The sequence below is a fragment of the Streptomyces sp. NPDC059695 genome (assembly GCF_042733785.1).
Taxonomy (GTDB): Bacteria; Actinomycetota; Actinomycetes; order Streptomycetales; family Streptomycetaceae; genus Streptomyces.
The window spans coordinates 1-19,594 of the sequence record NZ_JBHWFF010000056.1 but is presented as its reverse complement, the minus strand read 5'-3'; the positions used below and the strand labels follow the sequence as shown (position 1 = coordinate 19,594).

Annotated in this window: 13 protein-coding genes; 7 read left to right on the top strand and 6 right to left on the bottom strand. The window is 73.6% G+C overall.

What is annotated here, in order from left to right:
- Positions 1-20: 20 nt before the first annotated feature.
- From ACFV2S_RS36345 to ACFV2S_RS36335, 3 genes are all read right to left on the bottom strand, one after another.
- Positions 21-1,562 (bottom strand): DUF5719 family protein, encoded by a 1,542-nt coding sequence (locus ACFV2S_RS36345; protein WP_385570032.1) that lies wholly within the window; start codon positions 1,560-1,562, stop codon positions 21-23.
- Entirely contained in the window at positions 1,559-5,302 is a 3,744-nt protein-coding gene (locus ACFV2S_RS36340; RefSeq protein WP_385570027.1) for a glycosyltransferase family 2 protein, read from the bottom strand. Before ACFV2S_RS36340 ends, ACFV2S_RS36345 begins: the two co-directional genes overlap by 4 nt.
- 254 nt (positions 5,303-5,556) lie before the next feature.
- Positions 5,557-5,820, bottom strand: coding sequence for a WhiB family transcriptional regulator (locus tag ACFV2S_RS36335; RefSeq protein ID WP_015033978.1), 264 nt, complete (start codon positions 5,818-5,820; stop codon positions 5,557-5,559).
- 651 nt (positions 5,821-6,471) lie between these two features.
- On the opposite strand from ACFV2S_RS36335, the gene ACFV2S_RS36330 reads away from it, so the two are divergent.
- From ACFV2S_RS36330 to ACFV2S_RS36320, 3 genes are all read left to right on the top strand, one after another.
- Positions 6,472-6,993, top strand: coding sequence for a cysteine dioxygenase (locus tag ACFV2S_RS36330; RefSeq protein WP_385570023.1), 522 nt, complete (start codon positions 6,472-6,474; stop codon positions 6,991-6,993).
- A gap of 83 nt (positions 6,994-7,076) precedes the next feature.
- Positions 7,077-8,033 carry a 2-phospho-L-lactate transferase gene (gene cofD / locus ACFV2S_RS36325; protein WP_385570018.1) on the top strand — a complete coding sequence of 319 codons (957 nt, stop codon included), beginning with the start codon at positions 7,077-7,079 and terminating at the stop codon, positions 8,031-8,033.
- Positions 8,034-8,101: 68 nt separating this feature from the next.
- Entirely contained in the window at positions 8,102-9,415 is a 1,314-nt protein-coding gene (locus ACFV2S_RS36320; protein ID WP_385570072.1) for a coenzyme F420-0:L-glutamate ligase, read from the top strand.
- Positions 9,416-9,430: 15 nt separating this feature from the next.
- Here the strand turns inward: ACFV2S_RS36320 and ACFV2S_RS36315 are convergent, their stop codons facing one another.
- The 3 genes from ACFV2S_RS36315 to ACFV2S_RS36305 all read right to left on the bottom strand — a co-directional run bounded on the left by ACFV2S_RS36315 (position 9,431) and on the right by ACFV2S_RS36305 (position 13,465).
- Positions 9,431-10,429, bottom strand: coding sequence for a DNA-3-methyladenine glycosylase family protein (locus ACFV2S_RS36315; protein ID WP_385570014.1), 999 nt, complete (start codon positions 10,427-10,429; stop codon positions 9,431-9,433).
- 376 nt (positions 10,430-10,805) lie between these two features.
- Positions 10,806-11,888: a sugar phosphate nucleotidyltransferase gene (locus tag ACFV2S_RS36310; RefSeq protein ID WP_383786051.1), complete on the bottom strand. Its 1,083-nt coding sequence runs from the start codon at positions 11,886-11,888 to the stop codon at positions 10,806-10,808.
- A 116-nt stretch (positions 11,889-12,004) separates the two neighbouring features.
- Positions 12,005-13,465 (bottom strand): peptidoglycan recognition protein, encoded by a 1,461-nt coding sequence (locus tag ACFV2S_RS36305; protein WP_385570008.1) that lies wholly within the window; start codon positions 13,463-13,465, stop codon positions 12,005-12,007.
- A gap of 137 nt (positions 13,466-13,602) precedes the next feature.
- Between ACFV2S_RS36305 and ACFV2S_RS36300 the strand changes: the two genes are divergently transcribed.
- The 4 genes from ACFV2S_RS36300 to ACFV2S_RS36285 all read left to right on the top strand — a co-directional run bounded on the left by ACFV2S_RS36300 (position 13,603) and on the right by ACFV2S_RS36285 (position 19,535).
- Entirely contained in the window at positions 13,603-14,355 is a 753-nt protein-coding gene (locus tag ACFV2S_RS36300; RefSeq protein WP_385570004.1) for a TIGR03089 family protein, read from the top strand.
- 228 nt (positions 14,356-14,583) lie between these two features.
- A complete protein-coding gene (locus tag ACFV2S_RS36295; RefSeq protein ID WP_383786042.1) occupies positions 14,584-15,792 on the top strand; it encodes an LCP family protein in 1,209 nt (402 codons plus the stop codon).
- Between the two features lie 231 nt (positions 15,793-16,023).
- Entirely contained in the window at positions 16,024-17,751 is a 1,728-nt protein-coding gene (locus tag ACFV2S_RS36290) for an LCP family protein (RefSeq protein ID WP_385569999.1), read from the top strand.
- Between the two features lie 50 nt (positions 17,752-17,801).
- Positions 17,802-19,535, top strand: coding sequence for an LCP family protein (locus tag ACFV2S_RS36285; RefSeq protein WP_385569995.1), 1,734 nt, complete (start codon positions 17,802-17,804; stop codon positions 19,533-19,535).
- Positions 19,536-19,594 lie beyond the last annotated feature (59 nt).

Genomic DNA, 19,594 nt, shown 5'->3' with positions numbered 1-19,594 from the left:
GGGACCCCCGGGCCGCGCCGTCAGTCGAGGACGCCGAGGTTCTGGTGGGCCGTCGGGACCTCGACCGTGCCCCGGTCGTCGACGAACGTCTGGACGGTGAACATCGGGACGCCGTCCTCCGGAAGCGCGAGCGTGCGGGCCGCGTGGACCTTGCCGCCCGAGACCGGCTCGACGGTCAGCGCGTAGGAGCCCTTGAGGCCCCCGGGCACCAGGTCCGTCAGGACCGTCGTCGTGCCCGCCTTGACCGTGACGGTCTTCGACACCGGCGTGCCGCCCCCGGAACCCGCCGAGGCGGTGACCTTCACCTGGGCCTCCGCTCCCGGGGCCGTCAGGGAGAGCGTCGAGCCCTTGGCGCGGTTGTCGGCGACCGTCGCGCGCGCGGAGACCGCAGCGGTCGCGGGGATGAACGCGATCTCGGTGTTCTCGCCCTTGCCGCGCACGACCTCCAGGGCCGCGACGACCGGCGTGGCCTTCTTCGGGTCGCTCGGGGTCAGCAGCAGGGAGCCCACCGCGCCCCGGGTGAGGTTCGGCAGGTCGGCGGCGGCCGTCATCCCGGACTTCACGTGCAGGGAGCCGGCGCCCGCCGGGACGATCGTGCCGGACGCGGTGACCAGCTGGACCTTGAGGTCGGCGTCGTCCTCGCCGGGGGCGAAGGCCACGAGCCGCACGGAGGTGGCGTCGGCCGGGATGCCGGGGAGCACGGCGCTTGCCGCCGGGTCGGCGGCCGGGGCGATCCAGTCGCTGCCGAGCTTCTCGTCGGCCGCGGCGACGGCGGCGCCGACGCGTCCGCTGCGGGTGGTGACGTGGACGGTGACGTCCTTCTGGCCGGCCCCGCTCGTGAGGGTGGACAGCAGCACCGGGACGGTGGAGTGGGCGGGGACCGGGATGCCCTCGGTGAACTGGGACTTCAGGACGCCCTCGGGGCCGTACAGCTCGATGTCGGCGACGGCCGCCGTGTCGTCCGGGTTGGTGAGGTGGACGTAGTCCTGGCGGTCCTTGGCGGTGGAGGCCGCCGGGAACCAGAAGTCGGTGTCGGGGGCTCCGCAGCCGAGACCGAGCAGGCCGCGGGCGCCGCCCGCCGGGACGACGGTGGTCTGCTGGACCGTCCAGCCGGGGGCGAGGGCACCGGTCGCAGCGCCGGTGAGCGCGGGCACGGAGCCGCCCTCCGCCTCGGCGGTGACGGGCTTGCCGGGGGCGGTGACGGTCGGCGGGGCCTTGGCGTCCTTGGGCTTCTTGCCGGTCTTGCCGTCGCCGCCGGCGCTCGGCGCGCTCGCGGCGGTCCGCAGCTGCGCCGTGGGCGGCTCCGCCTTGCCGCCGGCGGGGGCGGAGCCCGTACCCGTACCCGTACCCGTACCCGTCGGGGTGTACGAGGTGTAGAGCGTCTCGGCCACCTCGGAGGTGCTGGGCGCCGGGCAGACGAGACCGACGCGCTCGACCGGGAGGCGGGTGGTGGCCCTCGCCCCGGGGGCCGCGGTGCCGTCGGGGGCGGTGAGGGCCGCGAAGCCGGTGACGGCGGCGAGGGCCGTGGCGCCCGCGATCAGGGAGAGGGTCGTGCGCTTCACTGGTTGCTGCTCCCGTCGGGACGCTGCTCGGTCTCGTGGCCCTGGGGGTATCCGTAGCCGTAGCCGCCGTACGGGTCGTACTGCTGCTGGTCGTACTGCTGCTGTTGCTGGTCGTACTGCTGCTGCGGGTCGTACGGCTGCTGGGGCTGCTGCTCGTAGCCCTGCTCGGCGTAGGCCTGCGGCTGGTGCTCGTAGCCCTGCTGGGGGTACGCGTACGGCTGCTGCTGGTACGGGTCGGCCGCGTAGTCCTGGTAGTAGCCGCCCTGGTCCGCGTAGGGCTGGGCCTGCGGCTGTTCCTGGGGCTGCCGGCCCGGGGCCTGCTGGGCGTACGCCGGGTCGTGGCCGCCGTCCCAGTCCTGCTCCTGGCCCCCGGCCTCGTGGGACTGCTGGCCGGGGATGGGGGCGGGTCCGCCCTGCGCGGTCCCGAAGGCGTCGAAGGCGGCCTCCGCGGCCGGCTCGGCGCTCTCCGCGGCCGCCTCCGCGTCCGCGGCGGCGCGCAGGCGGCGGGCCCGGCGGCCGTCGCCCTCGGTCGCCTGCGCGGGGATCGCGAGCTCCTCCTCGGGCAGGTCGTCGTCGATCTCGCGGCGCCGCCCGGGCAGGGCGAGGACCAGCAGGACGACGGCGAGGCCGGCCTGGGCCCAGATCCACGTGGTGTGGGTGAGCGGCTCGTCGTACGAGAGGTCGAGGCGGCCGCCCTGGGCGGGCAGCTCGAAGCCCTGGGCCCAGTCGTCGACGGTGGTCCGCGTGAGCTCCTTGCCGTCGAGGGTGGCGGTCCAGCCCTCGTCGGCGCGGTCGGCGAGGCGCAGGACGCGGCCGGCGGGGCCCGCCGGGAGGTCGGTGTGGGCCTCGACCGGTCCGGCGGCGACGGCGACCGGCTGAGCGGTCTCCGGCGCCTTCTCGGTGCCGGCGGTCTTGGCCGCCGGCGGGACGATCATGAGGCGGGCGATCTCGCGGTCGACGCGCCAGAGGGCGCTGCCGTCGAGCTGGCTGAGCCGGCTGAGGCCCGGGGTGGAGTCGAGGACGCGGCTCATCTGGCGCGGTGCCCCGTCCCGTACGAGGACGTACCGGACGGCGTAGCCGCTGAGCTCCTGGGTCTGGTCGGCGCCGGAGCCGGCGACGAGGTGGGCGACGACCGCGTCGAGGCGCGGGTCGGCCTCGGCCGACGCGGTGAGCTCGCCGTCGCCGAGGCGGGCGCCGGAGCCGCGGACCAGGGTGTACGCGACCTCGCCGGGCGCGCCGCCGCCGAGGACGAGGGTGCGGGGCTGGTCGCGGGTGCCGCTCTCCTCGGCGACGAAGGCCGGGACCTGGACCGGGTCGCGCCGGGTCAGCGGGCCGTCGGCACCGCCGATCATCCAGCCGACGGCGGCGACGGCGGGGCCGAGGGCGCAGGCGAGGGCGATGAGGGCGGCGACGGGCTGGCGCCAGCCGAAGCCGTGGGCGGCGACGCGGGTGCGGCCGCCCTCGGCGCCGATCATGCCGGCGGCGATGAGGGCGGCGCCGTAGACGAGGGTGGCGGGTCCGGCCCAGCCGGTGCCGTCCGCGCCGTTGGTGAGGACGGCGAGGAGGAGTCCGGCGAGGGCGGCGGCCCAGGCGGTGTGGACGGCGAGCCGGCGTTCCTCGCGGAGCAGTCCGGCGAGTCCGGCGAGGACGAGGCCGATCAGGAGGACGCCGCCGGTGGTGCCGGGGCCGCCGGGGCTGGTGCCGAGCAGGTCGAGCGCGGTCGCCGTGCCCGTGCGGACGTCGAGGCCGGCCTCGCGCAGGAAGGCGGCGGGGTCGGTGAGCAGGGTGAGCGACCAGGGTGCGAGGAGCAGCAGCGGGGTGCCGACGGCGGCGAGGAAGCGCAGCCCGTACGCGGTGAGGTCGGAGCGGCGTACGGCGAGCACGCCGAGGCCGAGGAGGACGGCGAGCGGCCAGACGACCGGGGTGAACGCCATCGCGAAGGTGAGCAGGAAGGCGTACGCCCAGGTGGCGCGCCAGCTGCCGCGGTCCGGCCGGTTGAAGCCGTGGGCGGAGACGGCGGCGCGGGCGATCAGCGGGAGCAGGATCGCGAGGACGGCGGTGCCGAGCCGGCCGGCGGCGAGGGCGCCGGTGGCGGCGGGCAGGAAGGCGTACGCGACGGCGCCCCAGGCGCGCAGGAGCCGGGACTCGACGATGCCGCGGGCGGCGAAGTACGCGGTGAAGCCGGCGAGCGGGACCGAGCAGACGAGCAGCAGGGTCAGCGCGGTGGAGGTGGAGCCGAGGAACAGCGCGGAGAGCACGGCCAGGACGGCGAGGTAGGGCGGGGCGGTCTGGGTGCCGCCGGTGCCGAGGGCGTGCCAGGAGTCCGCGTACCGCGACCAGAGGCCGGAGACGGTGTCGGGGGCGGGCAGCAGGGCGCCGCCGGCCAGCGAGCCGCCGGCGAAGAGGTTGCGGCAGGCGACCAGGGACACCAGGAGGAGCAGGGCGAAGAGGACGGGCCCGGGCTTGCGGGCGATCTTCTTGAGCCGGGCGAACTGCTCGATCTCCAGGTAGTCCGCGTCGTCGCCGCCGGGTCCCGACTCGACGACGCCGTGGCGGGAGCCGCCGGTGTCGGCCTCGGCACCGCCGAAGTGGGAGGCGACCTGCTCGACGGTGGCGCGGAGGGTGGCTCCGGGCGGCGGGAAGAGGGCCCGGAACTCGCTGTTGGGGACGGCCGGGTTCTTGCGGCGCTTCCGGGCGGCGAGGATCTTCTCGGGGCGCAGCAGGGTCGCGAAGAGGCCCATGACCTCGTCGACCGCCTGGCCCGGGGCCTTGCCGACGAGGTAGGCGAGGGTGCGGAGCAGGGTGCTGAGGACGAGCCGCACGAGGACGTACGGAAGGGCCCTGCCCCGGGTGTTGGCGAGGAGGGTGTGGACGGCGCCGGCCTTGTCGACGCGGTGCGGGTTCGCGGCCGTGCGGCCCGCGCAGTCGACGGTGCGGCGCTCGCGGGCGGAGGCCTCGGCGTGCCGCAGGACGGCGTCGGGGGCGACGAGGACGTGGTGGCCGGCGGAGTGCGCGCGCCAGCACAGGTCGACGTCGTCGCGCATGAGGGGCAGGCGGCGGTCGAAGCCGCCGAGGGCCTCGAAGACGTCGCGGCGGATCAGCATGCCGGCGGTGGAGACGGAGAGGACGGAGCGGACCTGGTCGTGCTGGCCCTGGTCCTGCTCGCGGCGGTCGAGTCCGGTCCAGCGGCGGCCGCTGCGGGCGATGCCGACGCCGACTTCGAGGAGCTGCTTGCGGTCGTACCAGCCGCGCAGCTTGGGGCCGATGACGGCGGCGTCCGCGTCCGACTCGGCGACGCGCAGGAGTTCGGCGAGGGCGCCGGGCTCGGGGGCGCAGTCGTCGTGGAGGAGCCAGAGCCACTGGACCGGTTCGCCGTGCGGGAGTTCGGGGAGGTCGTACGCCTCGTCGTTCCAGGTGCGGCTGACGGGGTCCCAGCCGCTGGGGCGCTTCAGGTAGGGCAGGTCCTCGGGTCCGAGCGGGGGCGCGGTGCGGGCGGCCTCCTCGACGGCGGCGCCGAAGCCGGTGCGGCGCGCGAGGTGCAGGACGCGGTCGGCGCCGATGGCGTCGGCGACGAGCTGCGCCGAGTCGTCGGCGCTGCCGGTGTCGGCCGCCACCACGTTCTGCACGGGGCGCTCCTGGGCGAGCAGCCCGGCGAGCGCGTCGGGCAGCCAGCGGGCGCCGTCGTGGGTGACGAGCACGGCGGTGACGACGTGTCGCGGAAACTCAGGAGTTGAGGACATCGAGCTACGGGCCCTCCGGCCGGGGTCGCCCGCGGGGGGCGTGGGGAGCGTCTCGGACGGAGGCCCACACTAACGGCTGCACGCGGGGCGGTCCGCCGTCCCTGTGGACAGACCGTGCGGGACGACTCCGTAACGGACACCGGGTCCGGACACGCGGAACGGTCCGCCTCTCGTGGTGTGCACGGGGGGCGGACCGTTCGTCATGTCCTGGTGTGCGCGCCGTGGCGCGCGGGGGCCGGCGGGCTCTGCGCGGTTCAGACGGCGGCCTTCTTCAGGCGGCGTCGCTCGCGCTCGGAGAGGCCGCCCCAGATGCCGAACCGTTCGTCGTTCTGCAGGGCGTATTCGAGGCACTCGGAGCGGACCTCGCAGGCGAGGCAGACCTTCTTGGCCTCGCGGGTCGAGCCGCCCTTCTCGGGGAAGAAGGACTCGGGATCGGTCTGGGCGCACAGCGCGCGCTCCTGCCAGCCGAGTTCCTCGTCCGCGTCCTCGACCAGCAGTTCCTGGAACAACTCGGTCATGTGCGCCCCTCGTCTGTTCTGTACGTCCCCGTGATGTTGCCGGGACGGACCCGGCCGAACGACACGAGTGAAATTACAAGTTTGTGCTCTGTGCGAGTCAAGCCGAGATCTGCTATTGGGCCCCGTATTCACTCTGCGGAACCAAGCCTATGCGGAAAGTGTTCAAATCACCAAAAACATGACAGATGCCACCGGCTTGACCGCGCCGCGCCTCCTTCACGAGGGAGGACGTCCGAGACTTGGATCTTGTTGCGATCCAGCCATGGAAGCGATCCGGATCACAGTCCGATCACGCCTGCCCATGTTTACGGGCGCGGTCGAAGCGCCATCTGTCCTGGTCCGCGCCTGAGCAAACCTTTCTCCGCGCGCAGTAACCGGATGAGGTGAAACATTACCCCCAAATCGGGCATTGAGTTGACAGTCGGGTGCCCGTCCGGCCACCTTTGGTGGCATGCCAGCGACCGCAGCGCCCTCCGCGACCCACAGCCGTGGGTTCCGCCGCGCTGTCCAGGCGCGCTGTTGCTGTTGCTGTCCCAGCTGTTGATGCCGTAGAGCTCCAGCTTCTTCTCCCAGCGTCACCCTGCGTCACCCGTGTCACCCCTTTTGCGTGACCCCCACCGCTTCTGTTTCTGCTGAGGAACCTCCCCACCCATGAACATGGACAGCGACCTTCAGATCGCCGGCGACCTCCTGGAGGTCCCGCACCTCCTCCAGCCCGAGCGCGCCCACCCCGTCACCGTGGCCGAGTTCGCCGGCCTCGCGCGCTCCATCGCCGCAGACCGCTCCCAGTGGGCCCCGTACGTCGAGTACGACGCCACCACCCGCTGGTACCACCGGCTGCGCACCGGCCCCGGCTACGAGGTGTGGCTGCTCTCCTGGGTGCCCGGACAGGGCAGCGGGCTCCACGACCACGGCGTCTCCTCCGGCGTGCTGACCGTCCTGGAGGGCGAGCTGAGGGAGCGCACGGACCGCGGCACGCGGACGCTCTCCCCCGGCGGGGAGCGGGTCTTCGCGCCGGGCTACGTCCACGAGGTCGTCAACGACTCCCTCGAACCGGCCGTCAGCCTGCACGTCTACTTCCCCGGCCTCACCGAGATGCCGATGCACGAGTCCATGCACGAGTCGCTCCAGGCCCGGTGCGCCCCGGCCGCCCCCGGTGCCGTGGTCGCCTGACGGGCCCACCCGTCTCCCGGCCGCCACCCCGCTCCCGGACACCACCCCTCATACGATCAGCCTCCTGCTGACAGACTGTCCGCATGCGCATTGTGGTTCTGGCCGGCGGCATCGGTGGTGCCCGTTTCCTTCGCGGCCTCAAGCAGGCCGCGCCCGACGCGGAGATCACGGTCATCGGCAACACCGGTGACGACATCCATCTCTTCGGGCTGAAGGTCTGCCCCGACCTGGACACGGTGATGTACACCCTCGGCGGTGGCATCAACGAGGAACAGGGCTGGGGACGCACGGACGAGTCCTTCACCGTCAAGGAGGAGCTCGCGGCGTACGGGGTCGGACCCGAGTGGTTCGGCCTCGGCGACCGGGACTTCGCCACGCACATCGTCCGTACGCAGATGCTCGGCGCGGGCTACCCGCTGAGCGCCGTCACCGAGGCGCTGTGCGACCGGTGGAAGCCCGGCGTGCGCCTCCTCCCGATGTCCGACGACCGCGTCGAGACGCACGTGGCGATCGAGGTGGACGGCGAGCAGCGCGCGGTGCACTTCCAGGAGTACTGGGTGAAGCTGCGCGCCTCCGTCGACGCGAAGGCCGTCGTGCCGGTCGGCGCCGAGGCCGCGAAGCCCGCGCCCGGCGTCCTGGAGGCGATCGCCGCGGCGGACGTCATCCTCTTCCCGCCGTCCAACCCCGTGGTGAGCGTCGGCACGATCCTGGCCGTGCCCGGGATCCGCGAGGCGGTCGTCGCGGCCGGGGCGCCCGTCGTGGGGCTCTCCCCCATCGTCGGCGACGCCCCCGTGCGCGGCATGGCCGACAAGGTGCTCGCGGCCGTGGGCGTGGAGTCCACGGCGGCGGCGGTGGCCCTGCACTACGGCGCCGAGCTCGTCGGCGGCTGGCTCGTGGACACCGTGGACGCGGGCGCGGTCGCGGAGGTCGAGGCGGCGGGGATCGCCTGCCGCGCGGTGCCGCTGATGATGACGGACGCGGACGCGACGGCAGCGATGGCGCGCGAGGCGCTGGCGCTGGCCGAGGAGGTGCGGGGGTGACGACGGCGCAGCCGTCGGGGGCGGGCACCGGCGCCGGTGCGGCCGGTGGCGGTGCGGGCTCGGGCGGGATCGGTTCCGGCCCGCACGCGCCCGCGTACCGGGTCTGGGCGCTCTCCGGTCTGCCCGAGGTGGCCGCCGGTGACGACCTGGCCAAGCTGATCGCCTCCGTGTCGCCGGAGCTCGCCGACGGGGACGTCCTGCTCGTCACCTCCAAGGTCGTCAGCAAGGCGGAGGGGCGGGTGATCGCGGCCGGCGACCGCGAGGAGGCCATCGACGCCGAGACGGTACGGGTGGTGGCCCGGCGCGGTGCCCTGCGGATCGTCGAGAACCGGCAGGGGCTCGTCATGGCGGCCGCCGGGGTCGACGCCTCCAACACCCCCTCGGGGACCGTGCTGTTGCTGCCCGAGGACCCCGACGCCTCGGCGCGACGGATCCGTTCGGGCCTGCGCGAGGCGCTCGGCGTCGACGTCGGCGTCGTCGTCACGGACACCTTCGGGCGGCCCTGGCGCAGCGGGCTCACCGACGTGGCGATCGGGGCGGCCGGGGTGCGGGTCCTCGACGACCTGCGCGGCGGGACCGACGCGCACGGCAATCCGCTGAGCGCGACCGTGGTCGCCACCGCCGACGAACTCGCCGCCGCCGGAGACCTGGTGAAGGGCAAGGCGGCCGGGCTGCCGGTCGCCGTCGTGCGCGGACTGCCCCACGTGGTGGGCGGCGACGACGAGGAGGGCGCGCGGGCGCTCGTGCGCTCCGCCGCCGACGACATGTTCCGGCTGGGGACCTCGGAGGCCGTACGGGAGGCGGTGACGCTGCGCCGGACCGTACGGGAGTTCACCGCCGAGCCGGTCGACCCGGGTGCGGTCCGGCGGGCCGTCGCCGCGGCCGTGACGGCCCCGGCGCCGCACCACACCACGCCGTGGAGGTTCGTGCTCCTGGAGTCCGCCGCGTCGCGGACGCGGCTGCTCGACGCCATGCGGGACGCGTGGATCGCGGACCTGCGGCGGGACGGCAGGTCCGAGGAGTCCGTCGCGAAGCGCGTCCGGCGCGGGGACGTCCTGCGCCACGCGCCCTACCTCGCGGTGCCCTGTCTCGTCATGGACGGCTCCCACCACTACGGCGACCCGCGCCGGGACGCCGCCGAGCGCGAGATGTTCGTGGTGGCGACGGGCGCGGGCGTGCAGAACTTCCTGGTGGCGCTCGCCGGCGAGCGGCTCGGCTCGGCCTGGGTGTCCTCGACGATGTTCTGCCGGGACGTCGTACGGGACGTCCTCGGGCTGCCGGACGGCTGGGACCCCATGGGCGCGGTCGCCATCGGCCACCCGGCGGCCCCGCCGAAGGACCGCCCGGCACGGTCGGCCTCGGAGTTCGTCGAGGTCAGGTAGGCGCGGCCCCGGCCCTCAGAGGGCCGAGATGTTCCCCGGCGTCATCCGGGGGGCCCTGCGGGGCGGCACGCGGCCGCTGAGGAGGATCAGGCGTGCCGCGCGGTGGCGCTGCCCCGCGTACGGGGCCAGCAGGTCCAGCATCGCCCCGTCGTCCGTCGTCCGGTCGCCCGCGAGCGCCCAGCCGACGATGCCGGGCAGGTGGAGGTCGCCGGTGGTGACCTCGTCCGGGGCGCCGTTGCTGCGCTGGACCGTCTCCGCGCTCGTCCAGGGGCCGATGCCCGGGACCAGCTCCAGGCGCGCGCGTGCCGCCGGGCCGTCCATCGACGCCGCCTCCTCCAGACGGGCCGCCACCCTCGCCGCGCGGACGACCGTGGCCGCGCGCTTGCCGTCCACGTTCGCCAGGTGCCACTCCCAGGACGGGATCTGGGTCCAGGTGCGGGCGTCGGGCATCGCGTACATGCCGTCGGGGGCCGGGCCCGGCGCCGGTTCGCCGAACTTCCGCACGAGGTGGCGCCAGGACCCGTACGCCTCGTGCGTCGTGACCTTCTGCTCCAGGACCGACGGGATCAGGGACTCCAGGACCAGGCCCGTGCGGGTCAGGCGCAGACCCGGGCGGCGGCGGTGGGTCGCCAGGAGCAGTTTGTGGCGCGGGACGAAGGCGGCCGGGTCGTCCTCGGCGCCCAGGAGCGCCGGGAGGCCGTCCAGGAGCCAGGCCGCGCCCGGGCCCCAGGCCTCCGCCTCGGCCCGTCGCCCGTCGCCGTCCCCTGCCGCGGCCCCGGCCCCGGCCGCGGCCAGCCGGACCCGGAGCGTCCCGGGGCCGTCCGGCGTCCGGCTGGTCCGCCACACCGAGCCGTCCGGGGTCACCCGGAAGGTGGGGTCGGCGGGGCCGCGGCGGAGCGGCCCGAGGGTGAGGCCCAGGTCCAGGTCCTGCGCGGTGTCCAGGGAGCGGGGGACGGGGACGTGGCCGCCGCGGACTGTGGTGCGGGTCTGTCTGGGTGCGAAGCGGCCGGCCATGCGTATGAGCGTAGCCGGGGTGTCCGGGTTCGGGCGGGGCGTGCTGCGCGGCGCCGCGGGCCTGCCGCCCGCGTGTGGCGCCTCGCGCCTTGCTGCCCGTGTGGGCCCGTCGCCCGCTGCCGTGTGGGCAATCGTCCCGCTGGGGCGGGACGGGTGGGCACACGGGACGGCGCGCTCAGCGGCGCCTCCGCGTTCCGCGCCCCGGCCCGCACCACCGGGTGCCGTCACTCGTGGTGCGGGTCAGGGCTCAGCAGCCTCTGGCGCCGGCAAGGGGCGCCGTTCCGTTGTGCCCACCCGTTCCGCCCCAGCGGAACGATTGCCCACAACGGCGGAACGATTGCCCACAACGGGGCGGGGCGGAGGCTGGCGGTGGGGGTTACTGGTCCGAGGAGAAGCGGACCGCGCCGGCGGGGAGGGTGGTGTCGCACCAGACGCGGACTCCCTCGCGGAGTTCGTTGTCCGGGCCGACCTGCGCCCCGTCCCCGATGACCGCCCCGCTGACGACCGTACGGGCGCCGATGCGGGCCCCGGCGCCGATCAGGGAGTCCGTGATCACCGCGCCCGGCTCCACGATCGCGCCCGCGAGCAGCGTGGAGCCCGTCACGCGCGCGCCCTCGCCGACGACCGCGTCCGCGCCGACGACCGTGCCGCCGGTCAGCTTGGCGTCCGGGGCGACGCGCGCCGAGGGCAGGACGAGGCGGTCGCCGCAGCGGCCCGGGACGGCCGGGGAGGGCGCGCGGCCCAGGACCAGGTCGGCGGAGCCGCGGACGAAGGCCTGCGGGGTGCCGAGGTCCAGCCAGTACGTGGAGTCCACCATGCCCTGAAGGTGCGCTCCGGTGGAGAGGAGCTCCGGGAAGGTCTCGCGCTCGACCGAGACCGGGCGGCCCGTGGGGATCGTGTCGATGATCGAGCGCTTGAAGACGTACGCGCCCGCGTTGATCTGGTCGGTGACGATCTCCTCCGGCGTCTGCGGCTTCTCCAGGAAGGCCGTGACGCGCCCGGTGGCGTCCGTGGGGACGAGGCCGAAGGCGCGCGGGTCCTCGACCCGGGTGAGGTGGAGCGAGACGTCCGCGCCGGAGGAGGAGTGGGTCGCGACGAGGGCCTGGATGTCCAGGCCGGTGAGGATGTCCCCGTTGAAGATGAGGACCGGCTCGTCGGGACCCGAGTGCAGCCGCGAGGCGACGTTGCGTATCGCGCCGCCGGTGCCGAGGGGCTCCTCCTCGGTGACGTACTCCAGGCTCAGGCCGAGGTCGGAGCCGTCACCGAAGTGCGGCTCGAAGACCTCGGCCAGGTACGAGGTGGCGAGCACGATGTGCTCGACGCCCGCGGCACGGGCCCGGGCCAGCTGATGGGTCAGGAAGGGGACGCCCGCCGCGGGGACCATGGGCTTGGGCGTGTTGACCGTGAGGGGTCGCAGCCGTGTGCCCTTGCCACCGACCAGGAGGATCGCTTCTGTCACCTTGTCGTCTCTGCTTCCTGTTCGGGGCCGGCCGGCTCGCCCGTCTCGGTCGTCCGTGCGATATGACCGGTCAGTTTATGCAGATGGTTGCCTCCCTGCCCCCATCCGTGCCCTCATCAGGGCCTTCCCTGGTACTTGGCCGAGCTCGTGCGGGCCGTGCCGAGCTTGCCGTAGAGGCGTGCGCCGGGGCATTCCGTGGCGAATCCGTCACGGTGTCCGGCGATGGAGTTGAATCGTACGGTCGTGCCCTTCTTGTACAGGTTTCCGCCGCCCGAGACCAGCTTGGAGGTCCCCTTGGGGTTCACGCCGTGCAGTCCGAGCTTCCACGCCGTCAGGCGGGCCACGGCGGTCACGACGGCCGCCGGCGGGTTGCTCTTGGTGAAGGTGCCGAGGACGGCGATGCCCATGCTGTTGGTGTTGAAGCCGAGGGTGTGGGCGCCGAGGACCGGCTTGGCGACGCCGCCCGCCCGGCCCTCGTAGATGTTTCCGCACTTGTCGACGGCGAAGTTGTAGCCGAAGTCCCGCCATCCGCTGCTCAGGACGTGGTAGCGGTAGATGCTCCGCAGGACGGTGGGGGCCTTGCTGCAGGTGTAGTTGTTGCCGGTGGCGCTGTGGTGGACGAAGGCGGCCTTGATGGTCTTCGTGTAGACGAAGCCCTTCTCGCGGATGCTCTCGTCGGCGCCCCAGCCCTTGCGGGTGATGATCTTGGGCTGGGGGCCGATGTACGGCTTCGCCGCGGCCGCGGCCGGTGCGGCCGCCGCCGGGGCCGCCGCGGCCGCCGGTGCCGCCTGGACCGTGTCCGCGGTCTCGGCCGTCTGCCCCGCGTCCTGCAGGGCCATGTTCCGGACCGTGAGTTCGGTCTCCTCCTTCGAGAGGGCCGGGATCCAGGTGGCGCCGTACGGGGCGAGCTGCGCGTTCACCGCGCTCGCCGCCGCCTCCGCCGCGGTCGGGGCGGCCGGGGCCGCCGGCATCGCCGCGTTGCGGGAGTGCGGGGCGGGGGCCTCGGGCTCGGCCGCCCGCTCCCGGCCCTCCGGGGGGCCCTCCCCCGGGTCGACCAGTTCGAGCCGCAGGCCCGACGGGAGCGTCTCCTCGCCCCGTACCCGGATCTCCACGCCGTCCGAGTCGCCCACCCACAGCGGGGCGGTGGAGCCGCGGAGCCTCCGGGCGTGGCCCTCGGCGGTGTCGGGGTCGGCACCGTGTTCCTCGTTGTGGGTCTCCACGTCCTGCCAGTCCGACCAGGCGCCGCCCCCGGTGGCACGGGTGCGGACCTGCACGGTGCCGTGCAGCGGGGCCGTCGGGTCGTCCCAGACGACGCCGACGAGCGAGAAGGGTCTGACGTCGCGTCGGGTGAGCCCCTGCTCGCCCGAACCGGTCGCCCCGCCGCCCAGGGAGCGCGTGGCGGCGCCGAGCGGCTGGAGCGGCAGCGACTGGGTGGAGCCCGGGAGTTCGGGCGCGGGTGGCAGTGCGGAGGCGGCCGCGGGTGGCGCCGAGGCCGCCGCCGGCGCGGTGAGGGAGACCGGCAGGGCGAGCACCGCCGCACAGGTGACGGCGATCGAGGAGGCGAGTGAGGCACGCATGGGCCGATCGTGCGGAGCGACGCGCCGATCCGCGCGCCGGGAATCCGCCGGGAAACTGACGGGCCGTCGGTCCGACCGGAGGACGGCGTCACCGGTACGGCGGACCCCGGGAGACCCGCCCGCGTACGCTGTCCGGCGTGAACGCCAGCGACCGCACCCCCGCCGACCTGCTGCGATCCGCGCTCGCCGCGGACCCCGCCCGCCCCTTGGTCACCTTCTACGACGACGCCACCGGTGAGCGCGTGGAATTGTCCGTCGCCACCTTCGCCAATTGGGTGGCCAAGACGGCGAACCTGCTCCAGGGCGAACTGTCCGCCGCGCCCGGCGACCGGCTCGCGCTGCTGCTGCCCGCGCACTGGCAGAGCGCCGTCTGGCTGCTCGCCTGCGCGTCGGTCGGCGTGACCGCGGAGATCGGCGGCGATCCCGCGGACGCGGACGTCGTGGTCGCGGGGCCGGACACCCTGGAGGCGGGTCTCGCCTGCTCCGGGGAGCGGATCGCGCTCTCCCTGGCCCCGCTGGGCCGCCGATTCCCGGCGGCGCCCGCCGGATACGCGGACTACGCGGTCGAGGTGCCGAGCCAGGGCGACCGGTTCGCCCCGTTCGTACCGGTCGATCCGGAGGGTCCGGCGCTCGTCGTCGACGGTACGGAACGCAGTGCGGCCCAGCTCGTCGAGCAGGCCCGGGCGGACGCGGCGGCCCTCGGCCTGGCTCCCGGCTCCCGGCTGCTCTCCGGGTCCGGCTACGGCGACTGGCAGGGCCTCTCGACGGGCCTGTACGCCCCGCTCGCGTCGGGCGGCTCCGTCGTCCTCTGCCGGAACCTGGACCGGCTGGGCGCCGAGGGCCTGGAGAAGCGCATCGAGAGCGAGCGCGTCACGCACACGGCGCTGTAGGGGCGGCGGACGGCCGCCCGGCTCCGTCCGCGACGGCCCTCCACCCCGCTCGGCGCCCCGTTCGGAGTAGCACCGCGCCGAGTCCCCGGGTCCGCGCGCCCGGTCCGGTACATGATCGGCCGGGGGGAGTCGATTCCTTCCGCGAAACCAAGCGTCGGGTTCGGCCGTCTCCTTCTGTGACCGGCGGACGCCCGGCGCTCCGCCGACGCCATGAAGGACGGACCAGACGTGACGGACCGTGCAGGCACGCCCGCCGAACCGGATCCCCCGGCACCGGAGGACGGGGAGACGGCACCCGGGGCCCCGGAGGCGCCGCGCCGGCGCCGCCACTGGCTGCGCTGGGCCGCCCTCGGCTGTGCGCTCGTCGTGCTGGCCGCCGCCGGGGTCGGCTGGTGGTTCTACCGGAAGCTCGACAACAACATCACCACGGACACCACCGCCGACGCCGAGCTGCGGAGGTACGAGAAGGAGCGCCCGCCGGCCGGCACCTCGGCCGCCCGGAACATCCTGCTGATCGGTTCGGACACCCGGGCCGGCGAGGGCAACCGCAAGTACGGCAGGGACAAGGGCACCCAGCGCTCCGACACGACGATCCTGCTGCACCTCGCGGCGGGGAAGTCGAGCGCGACCGCCGTCTCCCTCCCCCGCGACCTGATGGTGACGATCCCGAGCTGCCGCACGGCGGACGGGACCCGCACCCGGGAGCAGTTCGCCCAGTTCAACTGGGCCTTCGAGTTCGGCGGCACGGCGTGCACGATCCGTACCGTCGAGAAGCTGACCGGGATCAGGGTCGACCACCACATGGTGATCGACTTCCGGGGCTTCAAGAAGATGGTGGACGCCGTGGACGGGGTGGAGGTCTGCCTCAAGGAGCCCGTGGACGACCCGGACGCGAAGCTGAAGCTGCCCGCGGGCCGCCAGACGCTCCACGGGGAGCAGGCGCTCGGGTTCGTCCGGGCCCGCAAGTCGCTCGGGAACGGCAGCGACACGGAACGCATGGACCGCCAGCAGCAGTTCCTCGGGGCCCTCGTCAACAAGGTGCAGAGCGACGGGGTGCTGCTGAACCCGACCAGGCTCTACCCGGTCCTGGACGCGGCCACGAAGGCGATCACCACGGACCCGGGTCTCGACTCGCTGAAGGACCTGTACGACCTGGCGCGGTCGATGCGGGCGATCCCGGCGGAGAAGGTGCAGTTCCTCACGGTGCCCCGCCGCTCGTATCGACTCGACGCGAACCGGGACGAACTGGTGCAACCCGCAGCGAGCGATCTGTTCAGGCAACTGCGCGAGGACAGGCCCGTTCTGGTGACGCCCGAGACCGACCGGAAGGACGGAGAGCCCGGCAGGGACGGGAAGCCCGACGATCCGGACGCGCCGGGACCCTCCACGACGCCGACCTTCACGGGCCGCAACGCGGCGGAAGGGGTGTGCGAGTAAAGGCCGTCCCAAGGGGATCGCTGAGAGCGATGAGGTTTGAGCAAATTGCCCGGTTGTAAGGGGCGTGGAATTTGTCACGGACGTCGCCCCACGCTGAACTGGGCGGATAGTGTGACGCGATCCGGTGCACCCCGACCGCGTGGTCGCACTCATCAAGGATCGAAGACCGAGAAGAGCGGCGCCCTGTGGGGGAGGCGCCTCGCGTGGCACCGACGGAGGACTCGAGTAACCGTGGACGCGCACAGCCGTGGACGGGCGGACGAGATCGACCCCGCCGACCAGTGGGTCCTCAACCCGCAGACCGGCAACTACGAACTGCGACTGGACCGCTCCGCTGGGCAGTCGCAGGCGCAGACCCCGTCCCGCCCGCGGAGATCCTCCTCCGCCGCACCCACGTCGGCACCCGCCTCCGCGCCCGCCGAGGCACCCGTACCCGGCCAGCGCCGCCGCCGCGCCCCCGAGGGGCCGGCCGCCGCGCAGATCCCGCCGCAGCGGCGCCGCAAGCGCAAGCAGGGCGCCGGCCGCAAGAAGAAGGTCCTCCTGTGGACCGGCGGCGCGATGGCGTTCGTGCTCGTGGGCGGGGCCGCCGGCGCGTACGCCCTCTACAACAAGCTCAACGGCAACCTCGACGTCGTCGACGTCGTCGGCAAGAACACCGACGCCGGCTTCGCCAAGGGCAAGCCCTTCAACATCCTCGTCATCGGCACCGACAAGCGGACCGGCGCGGGCAACGCGGGCTACGGCGACAAGAACAGCCCCGGCCACGCCGACACCACGATCCTCTTCCACGTCTCCAAGGACCGGACGAACGCCACGGCGCTCTCCATCCCGCGCGACATGAAGACGGACATCCCCGAGTGCCAGACGCGCCAGCCCGACAAGACCATCAAGACCATCCCCGGCCAGAGCGACGTCCGCTTCAACGTGAGCCTCGGCCAGGACGGCCGGGACCCCGGCTGCGTCATGCGCACCGTCGAGCAGCTGACCGGCCTGACGGTCGACCACTTCATGATGGCCGACTTCAACGCCGTCAAGGAGATGTCGACCGCCGTCGGCGGCGTGAAGGTCTGCGTCGAGAAGGCCGTGAACGACCCGAAGTCGCATCTGAAGCTGCCCGCCGGCGAGTCGGTCATCGAGGGCGAGCAGGCCCTCGCCTTCGTCCGGACCCGGCACAGCTTCGGCAACGAGAGCGACCTGGACCGCATCAAGGTCCAGCAGCAGTTCCTGAGTTCGATGATCCGCCAGATGAAGTCGGACGACACCCTGACGGACCCGGGCAAGCTCCTCGACCTCGCCAACGCGGCGACGAGCGCCCTCACCGTCGACTCCGGCATAGGCGACCTGACGAAGCTTCAGGCCCTGGCCCGCGAGCTGTCGTCGATCGACACCAAGAACATCGCGTTCACCACGCTGCCCGTCGTCGACAACCCGGCGGAGAAGGTCCGGGCGACGGTCATCCCCGACCCGGTCAAGGCGCCGCAGCTGTTCGCGATGCTCCAGTCCGACACCTCGCTCACCGAGGTGAAGAAGAAGCAGCAGGACGCCAAGAACGCGCAGGCCGCGCTCCTCAAGGGCACGCGGTCCACCGCGGCCGAGGTGCGCGTCGACGTCTACAACGGCAGCGGCATCACGGGGGCGGCCCAGTCGACCCTCAACTGGCTGCAGAACGCCCAGGGCGTGAACCGCTCCACCAACAAGAGCAACGCCCCCGAGCAGGCGGCGAAGACCACGCTCACCTATGCGCCGAACCAGGCCGATCAGGCCCGCAAGCTCGCGGACATGATGGGTCTGCCGGCCACGGCCCTCAAGCCGGGCACGCAGGACGCCGGGGAGCGCGAGCCCATGACGCTCGTCCTCGGCGCGGACTTCAAGGGCGCGGGGGTGCCCATCACCGGACCGGCAAAGGCGCCGAAGGATCTGGAGAAGGTAGCAGCTGACAAGCAGGTGTGCGCCAAGTGACCGGGAAAAACCGGGGCTTGGCGCACTGCTGACTGACGAGGGGACCTGGGGTGGGACAGAGCAGCGTGCGTGGGGAGGGAACGCGGAAAAGCGTTCCGCGCGCCCGTGAACTGGGCTGGGACGACGACCTGCACGCAGCCGGCGAGGCAGCCGGTGCGCAGGACGACGCTCCCGCGGAGGAGGCCGGCGCCTCCACGGGACCGGGCCGTGCCGCGCGCCGTCGCGGCGGCGGTGGCGGCTCGGGGGCGGGCGGCCGCGCCGCCGCGCGCAAACGGGCCAAGAAGACCGGCAAACGCAAGGTGCTGCGGTGGACGGCGATCACGCTGTCGCTGCTGATACTCGGGACGGCCGGCGCCGGATACCTGTACTACGAGCACCTCAACGGCAACATCCGCAGCGGTGGCCGCGCGGGCGGCGAGAGCGGCGTGAAGAAGGCCGCGCCGAACGCGCTCGGCGACACCCCGCTGAACATCCTCCTGATCGGCTCCGACAGCCGGGCGGACGACAAGAACATCGCTCTGGGCGGCGGCAAGAACGACCGGGACCGCAAGCCCCTCGCCGACGTGCAGATGCTGCTGCACGTCTCGGCCGACCGGCAGAACGCCTCGATCGTCTCGATCCCGCGCGACACGGTCGTGCCCATCCCCGCGTGCAAGGACGAGGACGGCAAGTCCTACGCCGCCACCGAGAACCGGCCCATCAACGAGTCGCTCCAGCGCGGCGGGCCCGGCTGCACCCTCACCACCTGGGAGACCCTCACCGGGGTCTACATCGACCACTGGCTGATGGTCGACTTCGCCGGTGTCGTGGCGATGGCCGACGAGGTCGGCGGCGTCCCGGTCTGTGTGAAGACCGGCGTGTGGGACAAGTCGAACGCGGTGGTGAAGGGCGGATCCGGTCTGAAGCTGCCGGAGGGCACCCACGAGGTCCAGGGCGAGCAGGCGCTCCAGTGGCTGCGCACCCGGCACGCCTTCGGCAGCGACCAGAACCGCGCCAAGGCCCAGCACATGTACATGAACGGGATGATGAAGAAGCTCCAGGGCCAGAACGCCTGGAGCGACACCGGGCGGCTGATGGGCCTGGCGGAGACGGCCACGAACGCCCTCCAGGTCTCCGACGAGCTGAAGACGGTGGCGAAGCTCTTCGACCTGTCGATGCAGCTCAAGAACGTGAAGCTGGACCGCCTCACGACGGCCACGGTCCCGACGGTCGAGTACCCGCAGCGCCCCAAGGAGTGGCTGCAGCTCGTGCCGTCCTCCGCCGACAAGATGTTCTCCATGATCCGCGACGACGTCGCCCTCGACAAGAACGGCGACAAGGCCGGCACCAAGCCGAAGCCCTCCGCGAAGCCGAAGACGCCCGCCGAGGCGCCCGGTTCGTTCGGGGTGACCGTCGTCAACGGCACCGCCGGTGACGAGCAGCCGCCCACCGAGGGGCGGGCCCGTACCGTCGCCGAGAGCCTCCAGGGCAAGGGCTTCACCCAGGCCGACTCCTCCAAGGAGGCCGAGCCCCGCCGGGACACGCTGATCACCTACCCCAAGGCCGACGGAGACCAGGGCAGGGCGAACGCGCAGTCCGTGGCGAAGGCGGTCGGTCTGCCCGACTCGGCCGTGCGCGCCGACGCCGAGGCGCAGGGCATCACCCTCGTCGTGGGCTCCGACTGGCGCGAGGGCTCCACCTTCAAGAAGCCGAAGGCCGTCGCGGGCGACCTGCCCGAGGGCGCCGACGACAAGTCGACCTGCATGGACGTGTACTCCGTCTACCGCTGGGACGGGAAGAGCTGACCCGCTCCCCCGCACACGGCGACGGGGGGGGGGCGGCGCGGGGCGGGGGGGGGGGGGGG